Origin of the sequence: Rhodopseudomonas sp. NSM, from assembly GCF_052445935.1 — a bacterium.
Lineage (GTDB): Bacteria > Pseudomonadota > Alphaproteobacteria > Rhizobiales > Xanthobacteraceae > Rhodopseudomonas.
In genome coordinates, this window is the sequence record NZ_JBQTCH010000002.1 from 375916 (window position 1) to 391177 (window position 15262).

The 15262-nt window shown below is 64.3% G+C and carries 15 protein-coding genes; 6 read left to right on the top strand and 9 right to left on the bottom strand.

Features of this window, described 5'->3' with window-relative positions:
* Positions 1–8: 8 nt before the first annotated feature.
* From ACTZWT_RS06020 to ACTZWT_RS06030, 3 genes are all read right to left on the bottom strand, one after another.
* Entirely contained in the window at positions 9–2210 is a 2202-nt protein-coding gene (locus ACTZWT_RS06020; protein ID WP_444768790.1) for an RNA degradosome polyphosphate kinase, read from the bottom strand.
* Positions 2211–2368: 158 nt separating this feature from the next.
* The gene (locus tag ACTZWT_RS06025) at positions 2369–3046 is read right to left on the bottom strand and encodes a P-loop NTPase family protein (RefSeq protein WP_322517332.1); all 678 of its coding nucleotides are present in this window, start codon (positions 3044–3046) and stop codon (positions 2369–2371) included.
* A 46-nt stretch (positions 3047–3092) separates the two neighbouring features.
* On the bottom strand, positions 3093–3638 hold the full coding sequence (locus tag ACTZWT_RS06030; RefSeq protein WP_322518219.1) for a CDP-alcohol phosphatidyltransferase family protein: 546 nt from the start codon (positions 3636–3638) through the stop codon (positions 3093–3095).
* A 270-nt stretch (positions 3639–3908) separates the two neighbouring features.
* Here ACTZWT_RS06030 and purM point away from each other — a divergent pair, with 270 nt between their 5' ends.
* The gene (purM, locus tag ACTZWT_RS06035) at positions 3909–4982 is read left to right on the top strand and encodes a phosphoribosylformylglycinamidine cyclo-ligase (RefSeq protein ID WP_444768791.1); all 1074 of its coding nucleotides are present in this window, start codon (positions 3909–3911) and stop codon (positions 4980–4982) included.
* Positions 4983–4986: 4 nt separating this feature from the next.
* Positions 4987–5643: a phosphoribosylglycinamide formyltransferase gene (gene purN, locus ACTZWT_RS06040; RefSeq protein ID WP_444768792.1), complete on the top strand. Its 657-nt coding sequence runs from the start codon at positions 4987–4989 to the stop codon at positions 5641–5643.
* 64 nt (positions 5644–5707) lie between these two features.
* Here purN and ACTZWT_RS06045 read toward each other — a convergent pair whose 3' ends face one another.
* On the bottom strand, positions 5708–5911 hold the full coding sequence (locus ACTZWT_RS06045; protein ID WP_444768793.1) for a cold-shock protein: 204 nt from the start codon (positions 5909–5911) through the stop codon (positions 5708–5710).
* A 538-nt stretch (positions 5912–6449) separates the two neighbouring features.
* Here ACTZWT_RS06045 and ACTZWT_RS06050 point away from each other — a divergent pair.
* Positions 6450–7238: a Crp/Fnr family transcriptional regulator gene (locus ACTZWT_RS06050; RefSeq protein WP_444768794.1), complete on the top strand. Its 789-nt coding sequence runs from the start codon at positions 6450–6452 to the stop codon at positions 7236–7238.
* 46 nt (positions 7239–7284) lie between these two features.
* Here ACTZWT_RS06050 and ACTZWT_RS06055 read toward each other — a convergent pair whose 3' ends face one another.
* Entirely contained in the window at positions 7285–7446 is a 162-nt protein-coding gene (locus ACTZWT_RS06055) for a hypothetical protein (RefSeq protein ID WP_444768795.1), read from the bottom strand.
* 31 nt (positions 7447–7477) lie between these two features.
* Positions 7478–7900: a nucleoside-diphosphate kinase gene (gene ndk, locus ACTZWT_RS06060; protein ID WP_444768796.1), complete on the bottom strand. Its 423-nt coding sequence runs from the start codon at positions 7898–7900 to the stop codon at positions 7478–7480.
* 179 nt (positions 7901–8079) lie between these two features.
* Between ndk and ACTZWT_RS06065 the strand changes: the two genes are divergently transcribed.
* Positions 8080–9957, top strand: a complete 1878-nt coding sequence (locus tag ACTZWT_RS06065; protein ID WP_444768797.1) for an ABC-F family ATP-binding cassette domain-containing protein — start codon at positions 8080–8082, stop codon at positions 9955–9957.
* A gap of 18 nt (positions 9958–9975) precedes the next feature.
* Here the strand turns inward: ACTZWT_RS06065 and ACTZWT_RS06070 are convergent, their stop codons facing one another.
* The 3 genes from ACTZWT_RS06070 to ACTZWT_RS06080 all read right to left on the bottom strand — a co-directional run bounded on the left by ACTZWT_RS06070 (position 9976) and on the right by ACTZWT_RS06080 (position 12589).
* Positions 9976–10506 (bottom strand): hypothetical protein, encoded by a 531-nt coding sequence (locus tag ACTZWT_RS06070; protein WP_444768798.1) that lies wholly within the window; start codon positions 10504–10506, stop codon positions 9976–9978.
* Between the two features lie 118 nt (positions 10507–10624).
* Positions 10625–11077 carry a DNA polymerase III subunit chi gene (locus tag ACTZWT_RS06075; protein ID WP_444768799.1) on the bottom strand — a complete coding sequence of 151 codons (453 nt, stop codon included), beginning with the start codon at positions 11075–11077 and terminating at the stop codon, positions 10625–10627.
* A 9-nt stretch (positions 11078–11086) separates the two neighbouring features.
* The gene (locus tag ACTZWT_RS06080) at positions 11087–12589 is read right to left on the bottom strand and encodes a leucyl aminopeptidase (protein WP_444768800.1); all 1503 of its coding nucleotides are present in this window, start codon (positions 12587–12589) and stop codon (positions 11087–11089) included.
* A gap of 405 nt (positions 12590–12994) precedes the next feature.
* On the opposite strand from ACTZWT_RS06080, the gene lptF reads away from it, so the two are divergent.
* Both lptF and lptG read left to right on the top strand, forming a co-directional pair.
* Positions 12995–14161, top strand: coding sequence for an LPS export ABC transporter permease LptF (lptF, locus tag ACTZWT_RS06085; RefSeq protein WP_444769213.1), 1167 nt, complete (start codon positions 12995–12997; stop codon positions 14159–14161).
* Between the two features lie 13 nt (positions 14162–14174).
* The gene (gene lptG, locus ACTZWT_RS06090) at positions 14175–15260 is read left to right on the top strand and encodes an LPS export ABC transporter permease LptG (protein WP_444768801.1); all 1086 of its coding nucleotides are present in this window, start codon (positions 14175–14177) and stop codon (positions 15258–15260) included.
* Positions 15261–15262: the final 2 nt, after the last annotated feature.

Genomic DNA, 15262 nt, shown 5'->3' on the forward strand with positions numbered 1-15262 from the left:
CGAATTCCTTAAGAGGACTGATGGCGCTCCGAACGGCGCGTGAGGCGTCGCGGCGACGATTCCTTGAGCGACTTTCCACGGCCGGACAGACTCGGATTGGTCATGAAGTAGTTGTGCACATTGAAGGGCTCCTCGCCCTTCGCCGCCTTCATACGCGTCGATGACCCATCCGGCAACAACTGCCAGCTCTGCTCGGTATCCTTCAGGTTCGCAACCATGATCTGTTCCAGCACCTGCTGGTGAACGGTCGGGTTCTGCAGCGGGCACAGAATCTCGACCCGCCGGTCGAGATTGCGCGGCATCATGTCGGCCGAGGAGATGTAGACCGCCGCTTTGGCGCTCGGCAGGCCGTACCCGTTGCCGAAGCAGTAGACACGGCCGTGCTCGAGGAACCGACCGATGATCGATTTGACACGGATGTTCTCGGACAGGCCCGGCACGCCCGGACGCAGGCAGCAGATGCCGCGCACCACCAGCTCGACAGAAACACCGGCGCGCGACGCCTCGTACAGCGCGTCGATGATGTCCGGATCGACCAGCGAGTTCATCTTCAGCCAGATCGCCGCCGGCTTGCCGTGACGTGCAAACACCGTCTCGCCGTGGATGTGTTCGAGCATGCGCTTGCGCAGCGTCAGCGGCGACACCGCCATCTTCTCGATGTCGCTCGGCTCGGCGTAGCCGGTGATGTAGTTGAACACCCGGGCAGCGTCGCGGCCGATGATCGGATCGGAGGTGAAGTACGACAGGTCAGTATAAATGCGAGCGGTGACCGGGTGATAATTTCCGGTGCCGGTGTGGACATAAGTGGTCAGGGTGTTGCCTTCGCGGCGCACCACCAGCGACAGCTTGGCGTGGGTCTTGAGTTGCAGGAAGCCGTAGACCACCTGCACGCCGGCGCGTTCGAGATCGCGCGCCCAGCGGATATTGGCTTCCTCGTCGAACCGCGCCTTCAGTTCGACCAGCGCCGTCACCGACTTGCCGGCTTCGGCGGCTTCGGCCAGCGCCCGCACGATCGGCGAATTGTTCGAAGTCCTGTACAGAGTTTGCTTGATCGCAACGACGTCCGGATCGCGGGTCGCCTGTTGCAGAAACTGCACCACAACGTCGAACGACTCGTAGGGATGGTGGACGATCAGATCCTTCTTGCGGATCGCCGCGAAGATGTCGCCGCCATGGTCGCGCACCCGCTCCGGATGGCGCGGCACGTAAGGCGGAAATTCGAGGTCGGAGCGATCCACCCGCGTCAGTTGCGACAGCTCGTTCATCGCCAGCACGCCATCGACGAGCAGCACCTCGTCATCCGCGGTCGACAACGCGCGCTGCACGAAGGCCCGCAATTCTTCCGGCATCGTCGAATCGACTTCGAGCCGGATCACAGATCCGCGGCGGCGGCGCTTCAGCGCGGTTTCGAACAACCGCACCAGATCCTCGGCCTCTTCCTCGATTTCCAACTCGCTGTCGCGGATCACCCTGAACGAGCCCTGCCCCTTGACGACGTATCCTGGAAACAGCCTGCCGATAAACAGCGACGTCGCCTGCTCCAGCGTCATCAACCGGACCGACTGGTCCTTGCCGTTCGGCGGCAGCCGGATGAAGCGGTCGATTTTGCCAGGCATCCGGATCAGCGCGTTCATCGACTTGCCGTCCGAGACGCGCGCGAGTTGCAGGCCGATGGTGAAGCCGAGGCTGGGGATGAAGGGGAACGGATGCGCCGGGTCGATCGCGAGCGGCGTCAGCAACGGAAAAATGTTGTGGAGGAAATGATCCTCGATCCAGGCGCGCTGGGACTTGGTGGCGTCTCGCCCGTCGAGCAGAACGATCCCGGCCTCGGCCAGAATCCCGCGCAGGTCGCGCCAGATCGCCTGTTGATCCGTCGCAAGACGGGAGACCGCCTCGTTGATCAGCACCAATTGCTCGGCCGGCGTCAGCCCGTCGGGGCTGCGCTCGGTGATGCCTTCGCGAACCTGCGCCTTGATGCCGGCGACGCGGACCATGAAGAATTCATCGAGGTTGTTGGCCGAAATCGACAGAAACCGGACGCGTTCGAGCACCGGATGCGAGGGATTGACCGCCTCTTCGAGCACCCGCCGATTGAAATGCAGCCAGGACAGTTCACGATTGATGAAGCGCTCAGGGCCGGCGGCGACCACCGAGGCCGGCTCGGCTTCACCTTTTTTTTCTTCAATGACAATGACTTGCTCGGAGTCCATGTGCAGTCGGTCCAGTGCGGTGCGGGTCGTCGTGCCGGAAGCGGCGGTGCGGCGGTGCGGCGAGACAATGCTGCACGCACAAGACGTTTCCATGACATTGAGAGACTTGGCGCGGACGCCGTCAAGCCGGGCCGGCAGTCCCGGATGCCGCAGGCGGTTCAGTCGTCCCGCAGCACGTCCGCCGCCAAGGCACGAGTGACCGGGCGGCGGAGCCGCAGCGCCTCGGCGTCGAGCCGCTCTACCGTCAGACGCGCTGCGGCGAACGACCGATCGATCCTGTTGGCGAGATAGCCGACCAGATTGGCGTCGATGCTCATCTGGCGATCGGCACAGAATTTGACGATCAGCGCCCGAAACAACGCATCGTCAGGCGGCAACAGCGTCACCACCGGCACGGCGCGCAGCCGGGATCGCAGATCGCGCAGTTCGGCCGGAAATGCAGATGGCGCCAGCCGCGCGGTGATCAGAACATAGGCCTCGTCCTCGCGCGCCAGATTGATCAGATGAAACAGCGCGCGCTCGTCGAAGTTGCCAGGCGTCAAGTCTTCCACCACCAGCGCACCGGTGGCGAGTTCACCAGGGACGTTCGCGGTGGTCAGCGCCTGGGCCGAGGTCGATCGCGCCCCCGCCAGCTCGGCCCAGATCGATGCCAGATGGCTCTTGCCGCTGCCTTCCGGTCCGACCAGCAGCATGATCCGGTTCGGCCAGTCGGGCCAGCTCTCGATCAGTTTGAGTGCCGATGAATTCGCCGTGCCTTCGAGGAAGTCCTCGCGAGACAGGCTCTCGGCGTGCGGCAGGTCCAGAGCCAGTTGACGGGGTTGTACGCGGACTGCCACGGGGTCGCTCCAGGCCGGCCCGCTCTGCGCGGCCGGCAGACGCGCTTCAGCGGTCAGGCTCGATCGTGCTCATATGCCGCGTCCACTCGACGAGATAGAAGGAGACGGAAAGCAACGTCAAGACCGTGACCAGGATCATCAGGATCAAATCGTAGGGCGCCGGCTGAAAGCCAAAGCCGAGCGCGCCGAGCACAAGCGCCGCAAACCCGACCTGAGCCACGGTGTTGAGTTTCGACACCATCAGCGGCTTCATCGGCACCGGCTTGCCGAACAGCCAGGAAATGATCACCGCGCCGACGATCATGATGTCGCGCGACACCACGAGGATCACCAGCCAGCGCGGGATCGCGCCCCAGATGCCCAAAGACACGTAGATCGAGACCAGAAGCGCCTTGTCGGCCAGCGGATCGAGCAGCGCCCCGAGTTCGCTGCTCATGTTGAAGCGCTTGGCGAGAAAGCCGTCGATCGCGTCGCTGACGCCGGCGATCACAAAGACCGCAAAAGCGACTGCCATTTCGTTCGATGCAATGGCCCAGACAATGACTGGCACCAGCAGGATCCGGCCCAGTGTAATAATGTTCGGAATGCTCACGCGACGTTCCCGGCTTCCAGCCCAGATCCGGCGAAACCCTTGAACTTTCGACGGCGGGAAGGGATGGTTGTCTACATAGTACATGCTGGGTCCCCTTGCGAGCCATTGCACGCCGGCGGAATCCGACGTAACCACCCCAAAACCATTGGTCGGGCGCGGACAAGCGGGACTTAGGTCTAGCGCGACCGACCGGGGGTTCATTCGGCGGCGGCTCGATGCCGGGCGGCAATCGTTGCCGCGCAGCGCCTTTTTTTCTTGCGGGAGCCGGCCATGACCGAGCGGAAGCACGGCCTCACCTATGCCGATTCCGGCGTCGATATCGACGCGGGCAATCGTCTCGTCGACCTGATCAAGCCGATGGTGCGCGCCACCGCGCGCGCCGGCGCCGATTCCGAAATCGGTGGCTTCGGCGGATTGTTCGATCTGAAGGCCGCGGGCTTCAAGGACCCGGTGCTGGTGGCGGCGACCGACGGTGTCGGCACCAAGGTCAAGGTTGCGATCGAAGCCGGACTGCACGCCGGCATTGGCATCGACCTGGTTGCAATGTCGGTGAACGATCTCGTGGTCCAGGGGGCCGAGCCGCTGTTCTTTCTCGACTACTTCGCCTGCGGCAAACTCGATCCGGAAGCCGCGGCCGAAATCGTCGCCGGCGTTGCCGAAGGCTGTCGCGAGTCGGGCTGCGCGCTGATCGGCGGCGAGACCGCGGAAATGCCCGGCCTCTACAAGGACGGCGACTACGATCTGGCCGGCTTCGCGGTCGGCGCCGCAGAACGCGGCACATTGCTGCCGTCGCCGGACATCGCCGCGGGCGATGCGGTGATCGGGCTCGCCTCCTCCGGCGTGCATTCCAACGGCTTTTCGCTGGTCCGCAAGATCGTCGAAAAGTCCGGCCTGCCCTACGACGCGAAGGCGCCATTCTCGCCGGTGATGACGCTCGGTGGCGCGCTGCTGACGCCGACCCGGCTTTATGTGAAATCCTGCCTGCACGCGATCCGCGCGACCGGCGCCATCAAGGGGCTGGCGCATATCACCGGTGGCGGCTTCACCGACAACATCCCGCGCGTGCTGCCCAAGCATCTCGGCGTCGGCATCGATCTGCCGCGGCTGCCGGTTCTGCCGGTGTTCAAATGGCTTGCCGAGCAAGGCGACATCGCTGAACTGGAATTGCTGCGCACCTTCAATTGCGGCATCGGCATGATCGCGATCGTCAGGGCGGATGCGGTCGACGCGGTCACCGAGGCGCTGACCGGCGCCGGCGAGAGCGTGCATCTGCTCGGCGAAGTGATCGCGGCGAAGGGCGAACATCGCGTCGTCTACGACGGTCACCTCGACCTGTCCTGGTGATCGCGTGAGCAAGCGTCGCGTCGCCATCCTGATTTCCGGGCGCGGGTCGAACATGGCCGCGCTGATCGAAGCCGCGGCCGAAGACGGCTTTCCGGCCGAGATCGCCGTCGTGATCGCCAACACCGCGAGCGCCGGCGGGCTGGCGATCGCGCAACGCAGCGGCATCGAAACGCTGGTGATCGAAAGCAAGCCGTTCGGCAAGGATCGCGCCGGCTTCGAGGAGGTGCTGCAGGCGGCGCTCGACGCGCGCGGCATCGAGTTGATCTGCCTCGGCGGCTTCATGCGGCTGTTCACGGCGGACTTCGTGAATCACTGGTACGGCCGGATGCTCAACATCCATCCGTCGCTGCTGCCGTCGTTTCCGGGCCTCGATCCACACGGTCAGGCCCTGCGCGCAGGCGTGAAGATCTCCGGCGCGACCGTGCATTTCGTCATCGCAGAGACCGACGCCGGCCCAATCGTCATTCAGGGCGCTGTGCCCGTGCGCGACGACGACACGGCCGACACGCTGGCGGACCGCGTCCTGGCGATCGAACACCGGATCTATCCGAAAGCCCTGCAGATGGTCGCATCCGGCCAAACGCGGTTCGAGGGCGATCTCTGCAGATCGACCTCGAGCGACGCGAATGATCAGACGCTGATCGTGCCCGCGGAAAGATGATCGTTTCTCGCGGCGACGACGCGGCCTTAAGCCGGTGCCGGCGAGACCCGACGATCGAACCGGCTCAGGTGAGCTTCAGGTTCTCGGCCGACGTCTTGCCCCGATTTTCGGCCAGCTCGTATTCGATCGGCTGATTTTCATTCAGAGTGCTGAGCCCGGCGCGCTCGACCGCCGAGATGTGGACGAAGACGTCCTTGTCGCCGCTGGTAGGACGGATAAAGCCATAACCCTTGGTGGGGTTGAACCACTTGACGGTGCCCTTTTGCATCGCCTGTCTCCTGTCTAGACACAAAAAAGACGCGGCTCGCTATCTGCGTGCCACGCCACAAACGGCGATCCCGTCGCCCTGCCTGCTTCCAAGCCTTGCTTCCAGGCCCTGATCTTCAAGCCCTGATCTTCAAGCCTCGACTGCAAAGTGCTGATTTTCGAGTCGCGAAACATAAAGCCGAACGGCCCACATCCGATTGCGGGTCAATTGCAACATGATTTTTCCCGGTTAGCAAGCCTCGCGGGTGCCGCAGAAATAAGCGCCGCATAGTTGCGCCACGTAGTTCGCCAGTCCGGCCGCCCGCTCACCGTCGCCTTTAGGCCGGTTCCGAACCGGGTTCCGGACGAGGCGCGGATACGCGTGTCGGGGAGATCCGTCCCTCACTGCGCCGCACATCCGGCACGGCATGCGACAATTTTGAACACCTCGCGCGATGTTCATGCGCGCCGCACTTGACTACTGTTGCGGCTGAATCGGCCGCGGCTGGTTCCCTTCGCAACCTGACAATCGCCCCGCGTGCGAGGAGTTGATCCTGATCGTGCCCAGCCACATCAACGATTTCGAATGCCCTTCGACGGTGAAGAACCGCGTTCTGGCGCAACTCTCACCCGACGATTTTCATGCCCTGAAGCCGATGCTGCGGCCGATCGAGTTCAAGGGGCGCGCCGTGCTGCAGGAGGCCAACCGGCCGGTGGAGTGCATCCACTTCATCGAGGACGGTCTCGTTTCGCACGTCTCCGGAAGCCGCACCGACTATGTCGAGACAGCGATGGTCGGCGTGTTCGGATATGTCGGCGTGCCATTGGTGCTCGGCACGTCGGTGGCGTCGCAGCGGTCGATCGTTTCCATGCCGGGAACCGCATTGCGGATCGAGGCCGAGGATCTGTCGCGCGTGCTGGCGAGCCGGCCGCAAATCCGCGAGCAATTGCTGCGCTACGTCCCGGCGCTGATCGCCCAGAATTCCCAGAGCGTGCTCTGCGCCGCCCGCCACGAGATCAACCAGCGCCTGGCGCGATGGCTGCTGCTCGCGAACGATCGCATTCAGAGCGACGTGCTCTACATCACCCATGAGCTGCTGGCCGCAAGCCTGGGTGTCCGCCGCGCCAGCATCACCAACGCGCTGCTGCAATTCGAAGCCGAAGGCATCGTGCAGAAGACCCGCGGTGCGGTGCGCGTGATCGACCGGCCGGGGCTCGAGAACCGCGCCTGCGATTGCTACCACATCGTCCGTGACGCCTATGCCTGGACGCAGGTCACACACGACGGCCACGATCATGCCGGGTGCTCCCATGGGCACGACGGCGACGTCATCGCCGGCACGGCCTGAGGCCTTCGCCATTAGGCGCGGAGGATTTTCCAGAAGGTAATGACGATCAGCGCGCAATCACGAGCGCGTTGTCCCCGGAAAACACCACGTTGATCTCGCTGAAAGACAGCCAGAACGCTGGCTGCCGGATGTCGCTTTCGAAATGAGCGACAGCGTTCAACAGGAGCGGCGGCTCTATCCCATCTCCTGCAATCACCGCGGCCGCCAATCAGCGGCGCGCGGTTTCATTGTCGAATTGTTCAGCCGACGATTTCGTTGCCGGCGAAGAACTGCGCGATCTCGATCGCGGCGGTCTCCGGCGCATCCGAACCGTGCACCGAGTTCTCGCCGATCGATTTGGCGTGCAGCTTGCGAATGGTGCCATCCGCCGCCTTCGACGGATCGGTCGCGCCCATCACGTCGCGATACTTCGCGATCGCACCCTCGCCTTCGAGGACCTGAACGACGACCGGCCCCGAGGTCATGAAGTCGACCAGTTCGCCGAAGAACGGGCGTTCCTTGTGGACCGCATAGAAGGTCTCGGCCTGGCCGCGGGTCATGTGAATCCGCTTCTGCGCCACGATGCGCAGGCCGGCCTTTTCGATCAGAGCATTGATCGCGCCGGTGATGTTGCGCTCGGTCGCATCGGGCTTGAGGATCGAGAAAGTCCGTTGAACAGTCATGGAAATGTCCTTGAAACGCCTGGGGCGGGAGAGTTGCGCGCTTATATCGGCGCCGCCGCGGCACGGCAAGCCGCGCCATCGGGCGATCGCAGCGGTCCGCCCGCGGCGTTGCGCCGACCTCGGTCACAATCCGGCCGATCGTGGTTGCCTTTAGCTGCGGTCCCGGTCAAAACCCGCTCATGCTCACTTTGTCCGACATTTCGGTCCGGATCGCCGGACGGCTGCTGATCGACCACAGCACGGTGCAGATCGCGCCGGGCGCCCGCGTCGGCTTCATCGGCCGCAACGGCGCCGGCAAGTCGACGCTGTTTCACGCCATCCGCGGCGAGCTCGCGACCGAGACCGGGCGCATCACCATGCCGCCGCGCTGGCGGGTCGGCAGCCTCGCCCAGGAGGCGCCGAACGGGCCCGAGACCCTGCTCGAAGTGGTGCTGAAGGCCGACCTCGAGCGCGACGCGCTGCTGCAGGAGGCCGAGACCGCGCACGATCCGCATCGCATCGCCGACATCCAGACCCGGCTGGTCGATATCGACGCGCATTCGGCGCCTGCACGCGCCGCCGCCATTCTCAGCGGTCTGGGCTTTTCCGCTGCGGACCAGGCCCGTTCCTGTTCGGAATTCTCCGGCGGCTGGCGGATGCGCGTTGCGTTGGCGGCGACGCTGTTCGCCGCGCCGGATCTGCTGCTGCTCGACGAGCCGACCAACTATCTCGATCTCGAGGGCACGCTGTGGCTCGAGGATCACCTCGCCAACTATCCGCGCACGGTGATCGTCATCAGCCACGACCGTGATCTGCTCGACACTTCTGTCAACGAGATCCTGCATCTCGATCGCGGCCGGCTGGTGCATTTCCGCGGCACCTACTCGGCCTATGCGGAGTTCCGCGCGAACAAGGAAGCGCTCGACGCCAAGAACGCCAAGCGCGAGGAAGCGCGGCGCAAGCACCTGCAGGAGTTCGTCGACCGCTTCAAGGCCAAGGCCTCGAAGGCACGCCAGGCGCAGTCCCGCGTCAAGATGCTGGAGAAGATGAAGCCGGTGACGCGGCTGGTGAGCGACGACGTCCCCGACATCGTGTTTCCGCCGCCGGAAAAGACGCTGTCGCCGCCGATCATCGCCGTCGACAACGTCTCGATCGGCTACGACCCCAAGCATCCGGTGCTGCGTCACGTCACGCTGCGCGTCGACACCGAAGACCGTATCGCTCTGCTGGGCGCCAACGGCAACGGCAAGTCGACGCTGGTGAAGCTGCTGGCCGACCGGCTGGCGCCGTTCTCGGGGACGGTGACCCGCGCCGACAAGCTGTCGGTCGCTTACTTCGCCCAGCACCAGCTCGACGAACTGAATGAAGACGGCTCGCCCTACGACCACATCCGCAAGCTGATGCCGGACGCACCCGAGAGCAAGATCCGCGCCCGCGCCGGCCAGATCGGGTTTTCGGGCAAGGCCGCCGATACGCTGGTCAGGAGCCTGTCGGGCGGCGAGAAAGCGCGACTGCTGCTCGGTCTTGCGACCTTCTACGGCCCGAACATGATCATCCTCGACGAGCCGACCAACCATCTCGACATCGACAGCCGCGCGGCGCTGGCCGAAGCCATCAACGACTTTCCCGGCGCGGTGATCATGGTGTCGCATGATCGTTACCTGATCGACGCCTGCGCCGATCAGTTGTGGGTGGTTGCAGATCACAAGGTGAAATCCTACGACGGCGACCTCGACGACTATCGCCGCGCGGTGTTGTCCTCGCGCGGCGCCCGCAGCGGATCGCGTCAACCCAGGGAACGAGCCGCAGACGGCGCCGGCGCCAAGCCGCCGCGCCCGAAGTCGGAAAAGCGGGTTTCGCTGAAGCAGCAGATCGCCGATGCCGAAGCCGAGGTCGAGCGCATCACCGCGATCATCGCCAAGATCGATACGGCGCTTGCCCTGCCGGACCTGTATACGCGCGATCCGAAACAGGCCACACAGCTTTCAACCGCCCGCGCGAAGGCCGAAGCCGCCCTGCAGAAGGCAGAGGAAAAATGGCTTGAGTCGAGTTCGGCGATGGACGAGACGCAGGGCTGAGGGCGGAATCGTAGCCTCTTACGACCTGCTCCGCTTCCTCGCCGCCCTCGGTTGCGGGGCCGGCTCGGCGACGCGTTCGATCGAGGTCAGCCGCCCTGCGGTGAAGGTGTAGATTCCGGCGCGCGGACCACGCGCGTAGGTCAGCAGCACGACGCGCTGACCGCGCTCGTTGGTCGAGAGGTTGACGCTGTCGGGCGCACCGGCGCCGCGGGCGACGTCGCATTCGGTGTGGCCGAGCGCCACCGTACCGCTACCCGTCATGGTCGGAGCAGCAGGGTCACCGCCCTGCGCATTGGCGTCGGCCGCGCCCGGCTGCGCCATGCCCGGACACATGCCGTCGGCGGAGATCAGGTCTTCCGCTGTGACCGGCTTGTCGGGCGTCAGCGGCGGCGTCTCGATCGAGATGTTCTTGATGAACACCCGGCCCGGCCGCGAGAACCAGTCGGCGTCACGCGACAGCAGATCGGAAGTGCCGGAACATCCGGCAAGCAGCGGCGTGGCCAGCACGAGAGTCAGCACGACTGGGCGGCAAGAGAACTTGTGTTGCACGATCGATTGGGTCCCATCCCGCAGCGTAAGCATCTGTCCAAACATCGATTTACGGCGCCACAATGGCCACCTCGGCATTGCCCGCAGGATGCCAGAATATCGTTAACGGCGCGACCGGCTATTCTCGCTTCTGCCATCGCCCGGCAGCGTCGGCCTGCCAATAGGTGACTTCGAAGCCGCGCGACTTGCTTTGCTTCCACATGTTGCGCGCCATACCCACCGCGTCGTCATCGTCACCATTGAACAGCAGCACCATCCGCTCGTAGCCCTCCGCATCGGCGGGCAAAGCCGCGTTGTCGAGCAAGAACCGAACCGTGGCGGCGTTCGGATTGCCCTCCTCGGCCGTCAACACGATCGGCTGTTGCGCGGCATCGGCGACGCGCCAGGTGGCATGCGGCAGAAACGAATCGTCACGATAGGTCCACAGATGCGCGTCGAGCGTGTCGGCGCGCTCCTCCGATCCGGCCTGCACCACCACCCGCCAGCCGCGTGCCAGCGACTTCTCGAGCAGCGGCGGCAGAACCTGTTCGATCGTCCGCCCTTGCAGGTGATAGAAGAGGACTTCCGTCATCGCATCGGATTACTTCTTGGCTTCGTAATACTCCGCAACGAGCGCGTTCAGCAGCCGAACGCCGTAGCCCGATCCCCAGCTGTGGTTGATGTCGGTCTTCGGCGCGCCCATCGCGGTGCCGGCGATATCGAGATGCGCCCACGGCGTGTCGCCGACGAAACGCTGCAGGAACTGCGCCGCGGTGATCGAGCCGCCGTTGCGCGAGCCGGTGTTCTTCATGTCGGCGAATTGCGAGTCGATCTGCTTGTCGTATTCCGGACCGAGCGGCATCCGCCATACCTTCTCGCCGGTCGACTGGCCGACCGCGGTCAACCGCTCGGCGAGTTCGTCGTTGTTCGAGAACAGGCCGGCGTGATCGGTGCCGAGCGCGACCATGATCGCGCCGGTCAGTGTGGCGAGGTCGACCATGAATTTCGGCTTGTGCTTCTGCGCCACGTACCAGAGCACATCGGCAAGCACGAGCCGACCCTCGGCATCGGTGTTGATGATCTCGATGGTCTGGCCCGACATCGAGGTCACGATATCGCCCGGGCGCTGCGCGTTGCCGTCCGGCATGTTCTCCACCAGACCGATCGCGCCGATCACATTGACCTTGGCCTTGCGCGCGGCGAGCGCGTGCATCAGGCCGACGACGCAGGCGGCGCCGCCCATGTCGCCCTTCATGTCTTCCATGCTGGCCGACGGCTTGATCGAGATGCCGCCGGTGTCGAAGCAGACCCCCTTGCCGACGAAGGCGACCGGCTGTTCGCCGCGCTTGCCGCCGTTCCAGCGCATGATCACGGTGCGACCGGGATGCGCGGAGCCCTGCGACACGCCGAGCAGCGCGCCCATCTTGAGTTGGGTCATCGCCTTGACGTCGAGGATCTGGATTTCGACGCCGAGCTTCTTCAATTGCGCGGCGCGTTTGGCGAATTCTTCCGGATACAGCACGTTCGGCGGCTCGTTGACGAGCTCACGCGCCATGATTACACCGTCGACGACGGCGCTGTCGGGCGCGAACGCCTTCTTCGCCGCGGCGGCGTCCGCCACCGCAATCGACACATTGGCGTTCAGCACATTCGCATCGTCGTCCTTCTTCTTGGTCTTGTAGCGATCGAATTTGTAGGCCCGCAGCAGGATGCCGGAGGCGATCGCCGCGGCCTGCTCGGGCTTCATCGCGCCGCCCGGCAGTTCGGCGATCACCGTGACCGCGGCATCGCCGGCGCCGATCTTGCCGGCGATCGCGCCGCCGAGCTTGAGGACGTCGTAGTTCTTGAGCGCAGCCGCCTTGCCCGTGCCGATCACGACCAGCCGTCCGACCTTGAGGCCCTCGGGTGCAAGCAGATCGAGTGCGGAGCCCGACTTGCCCTTGAAATGGCTCGCCGCCACCGCCCGTTTGACCGTGCTGACCGCCACCCCCAGCGCCTTGCTGGTGGCCGAGCCGAATTTCAGCGCGTCGTCGCAGAACACGACCAGCGTGCCGCGCGCGGCAGCAGAAAACGGGACGAAGCCGACCTTGACGGCGTCGGGCATGGGCATTCCTCCAAATAGGGGCTGTCGGGCAGTGACGGAAACCGGCAGGCACGGGTGTGACTTGCTGTTTTGGTGCCCTGCGCCCTCAAGTCAAGCCGGCATCTGGGTCGGTGCATCGTTGCCCCGTTGAAACGATCAACGATTCGTCCCCGGGGGCTGCCGGGTTCCAACTTGGCCACGCCAGATGGTATCAAAACACCATTTGCGAGCTCGATATCGTGGCACGAAGGGTACAGTTGCACAGGATTAACCATATCCGGAAGCCGCCGCCGGTCAGCCATTTTGTTGACAGATCAGACAGATGCTAATGCGATCGTGGGAAGGCCCGCGCGATTGACCCCTGGGGAGGATTCGAATCGAATCCTGGTGTCGATCGTAATGGGCGCCAGGGGATTTCACCGGCCGATGGGCTCCATCGATAGCTATATATTCCGCACGACTCTCACGTCGTTTGCGGTGGTCATGGCCAGCCTCACCGGCGTGATCTGGATCACCCAGGCTTTGCGTGGCATCGATTTGATGACCAGCCAGGGGCAGACCATCGTGACGTTTCTCGGCCTGACCGGCCTCGCGGTGCCCGTGCTGATCCTGGTGATCGCCCCGATCGCGTTGATGATCGCGGTGGCGCATACGCTGAACCGGCTCGCCACCGACTCCGAAATCATCGTGATGAACGCCGCCGGCCTGTCGCCGCTGCGACTGTTCCGGCCGTTCGTCTACGCCACGATCGTCGTCGCGGCTCTCGTCACCCTGATCGGCTCCTATATCGCGCCGGACGGGTTGCGTCGCATCGCCCGGTGGGACAGCGAAATCACCGCCGACGTGCTCGCCAATGTCTTGCAGCCCGGCCGCTTCGCGCAGCTCGAGCAGAATCTGACGATCCGCGTGCGCGAGCGGCAGCCCGGCGGGCTTCTCGTCGGCGTCTTCATCGATGACCGCCGCGACCCGAACGATCGTGTCAGCATCATTGCCGACCACGGCACGGTGCTGAAGAACAAGGACGGCTCCTTCCTCGTGCTCGAGGACGGCCACCTCGAACGTTTTCAGGCCGGCAAGCAGGAGCCGGCGCTGGTCGCCTTCAGCCGCTATGCGTTCGACATGTCGAAATTCTCGCGGGCCCGTGACGTCGCCTACGGGATTCGCGAACACTACCTCTGGGAACTGATCTGGCCCGATCCGAAAGATCCGCTGCTGGCTCAATTGCCGACGCAGTTCCGCTCGGAGATGCACGATCGTCTGCTGGCGCCGATCTATCCGTTCTTCTTCGCGGCCGTGACGTTCGCATTTCTGGGGATGCCACGAACCACGCGCCAGAGTCGAAATTTCTCGATGGTCGGCGCGGTGCTGTGCGCTTTCGTCGTCCGGCTCGCGGGATTTGCGTTGTCGGTGGTCGCCAACCACACGCCCTATATTGCCGGCCTGCAATATCTGCTGCTCGCCGTCGCGATCGCCGTCAGCGTCTGGCTGATCCGGCGCAACGTGGTGATCGAACCGCCCGCGCTGCTGGTCGACGCGTTCAACGCCCTCACCGCTTCGCTCAGCCGGCTGGTCCGGCGGCCGATGCCGGCGTGATGCGGTGCCCGCCATGGTGTTGAACACGCTCGGACGCTATTTCGCTGCCCGTTTCGTCACGTCGGCGCTCGGCGTGTTTTTCGGCCTGTTCGTGCTGCTGGTGTTCGTCGACTACATCGATCTGTTGCGCCGCGCCGGCGGCCTCGCCGTCTCGGCCTTCGTGATCGCCCAGGCCTCGTTTTTCCGAGTGCCGCAATTGCTCGAACGGTTGCTGCCGTTCTGCATCCTGATCGGCGCCATGACCTGCTATCTCGCGCTGTCGCGCCGGCTCGAGCTGGTGATCGCGCGCGCCGCCGGCATGTCGGCGTGGCAGTTCATCGCCCCGGCGCTGTGGAGCGCGCTCGCGCTGGGCGTGTTCGCCAGCGCGGTCTTCAACCCGATGTCGGCCTATATGCAGGAACGCGCCAAGCAGATGGAGGCCGAACTGTTCGGCCAGGGCTCGGGCAGCCTGCAGGATGCCAACGGCTTCTGGATGAATCAGGTCAGCCCCGAGGGGCAATCGATCATCAACGCGGCGCGGAGCCAGCAGCAGGGAGCGGTGCTGAGCGGGATCAGCGTGTTCCGGTTCGAGCCCGATTTCCAGTTCAAGGACCGAATCGAAGCCCGCGAGGCGGTGCTCGAGCCCGGCTATTGGCTGCTGAAAGGCGTCCGAATTTTCACTCTCGATTCCGCACCGGAAGAGCAGGAGAACCTCCGCCTGCCGACGGCGCTGACGCTTGCGCAAGTCCGGAACAGCTTTGCCACGCCCGAAAGTGTGTCCTTTTGGCAACTACCGTCCTACATCAGGGCCTCTGAGAGCTCCGGGTTCGCGACGGCAGGGTATCGTCTGCAGTATCACAAGCTGCTGGCAAAGCCGTTTTTGCTGGCCGCGATGGTGATGCTAGCTGCTTCTGTCAGCTTGCGATTCTTCCGTTTCGGCGGCGTGCAAAAGATGGTTTTGAGTGGCGTGGGGGCAGGCTTTCTGCTCTATATCCTGTCGAAAGTGACTGAGGATTTGAGCAAGGCTGAGTTGATGCATCCACTTGCTGCAGCGTGGTTGCCCGTGTGCGTGGGCGGCCTCGCTGGTTTTTTGGCCTTGCTGTACCAGGAGGACGGGTAGTG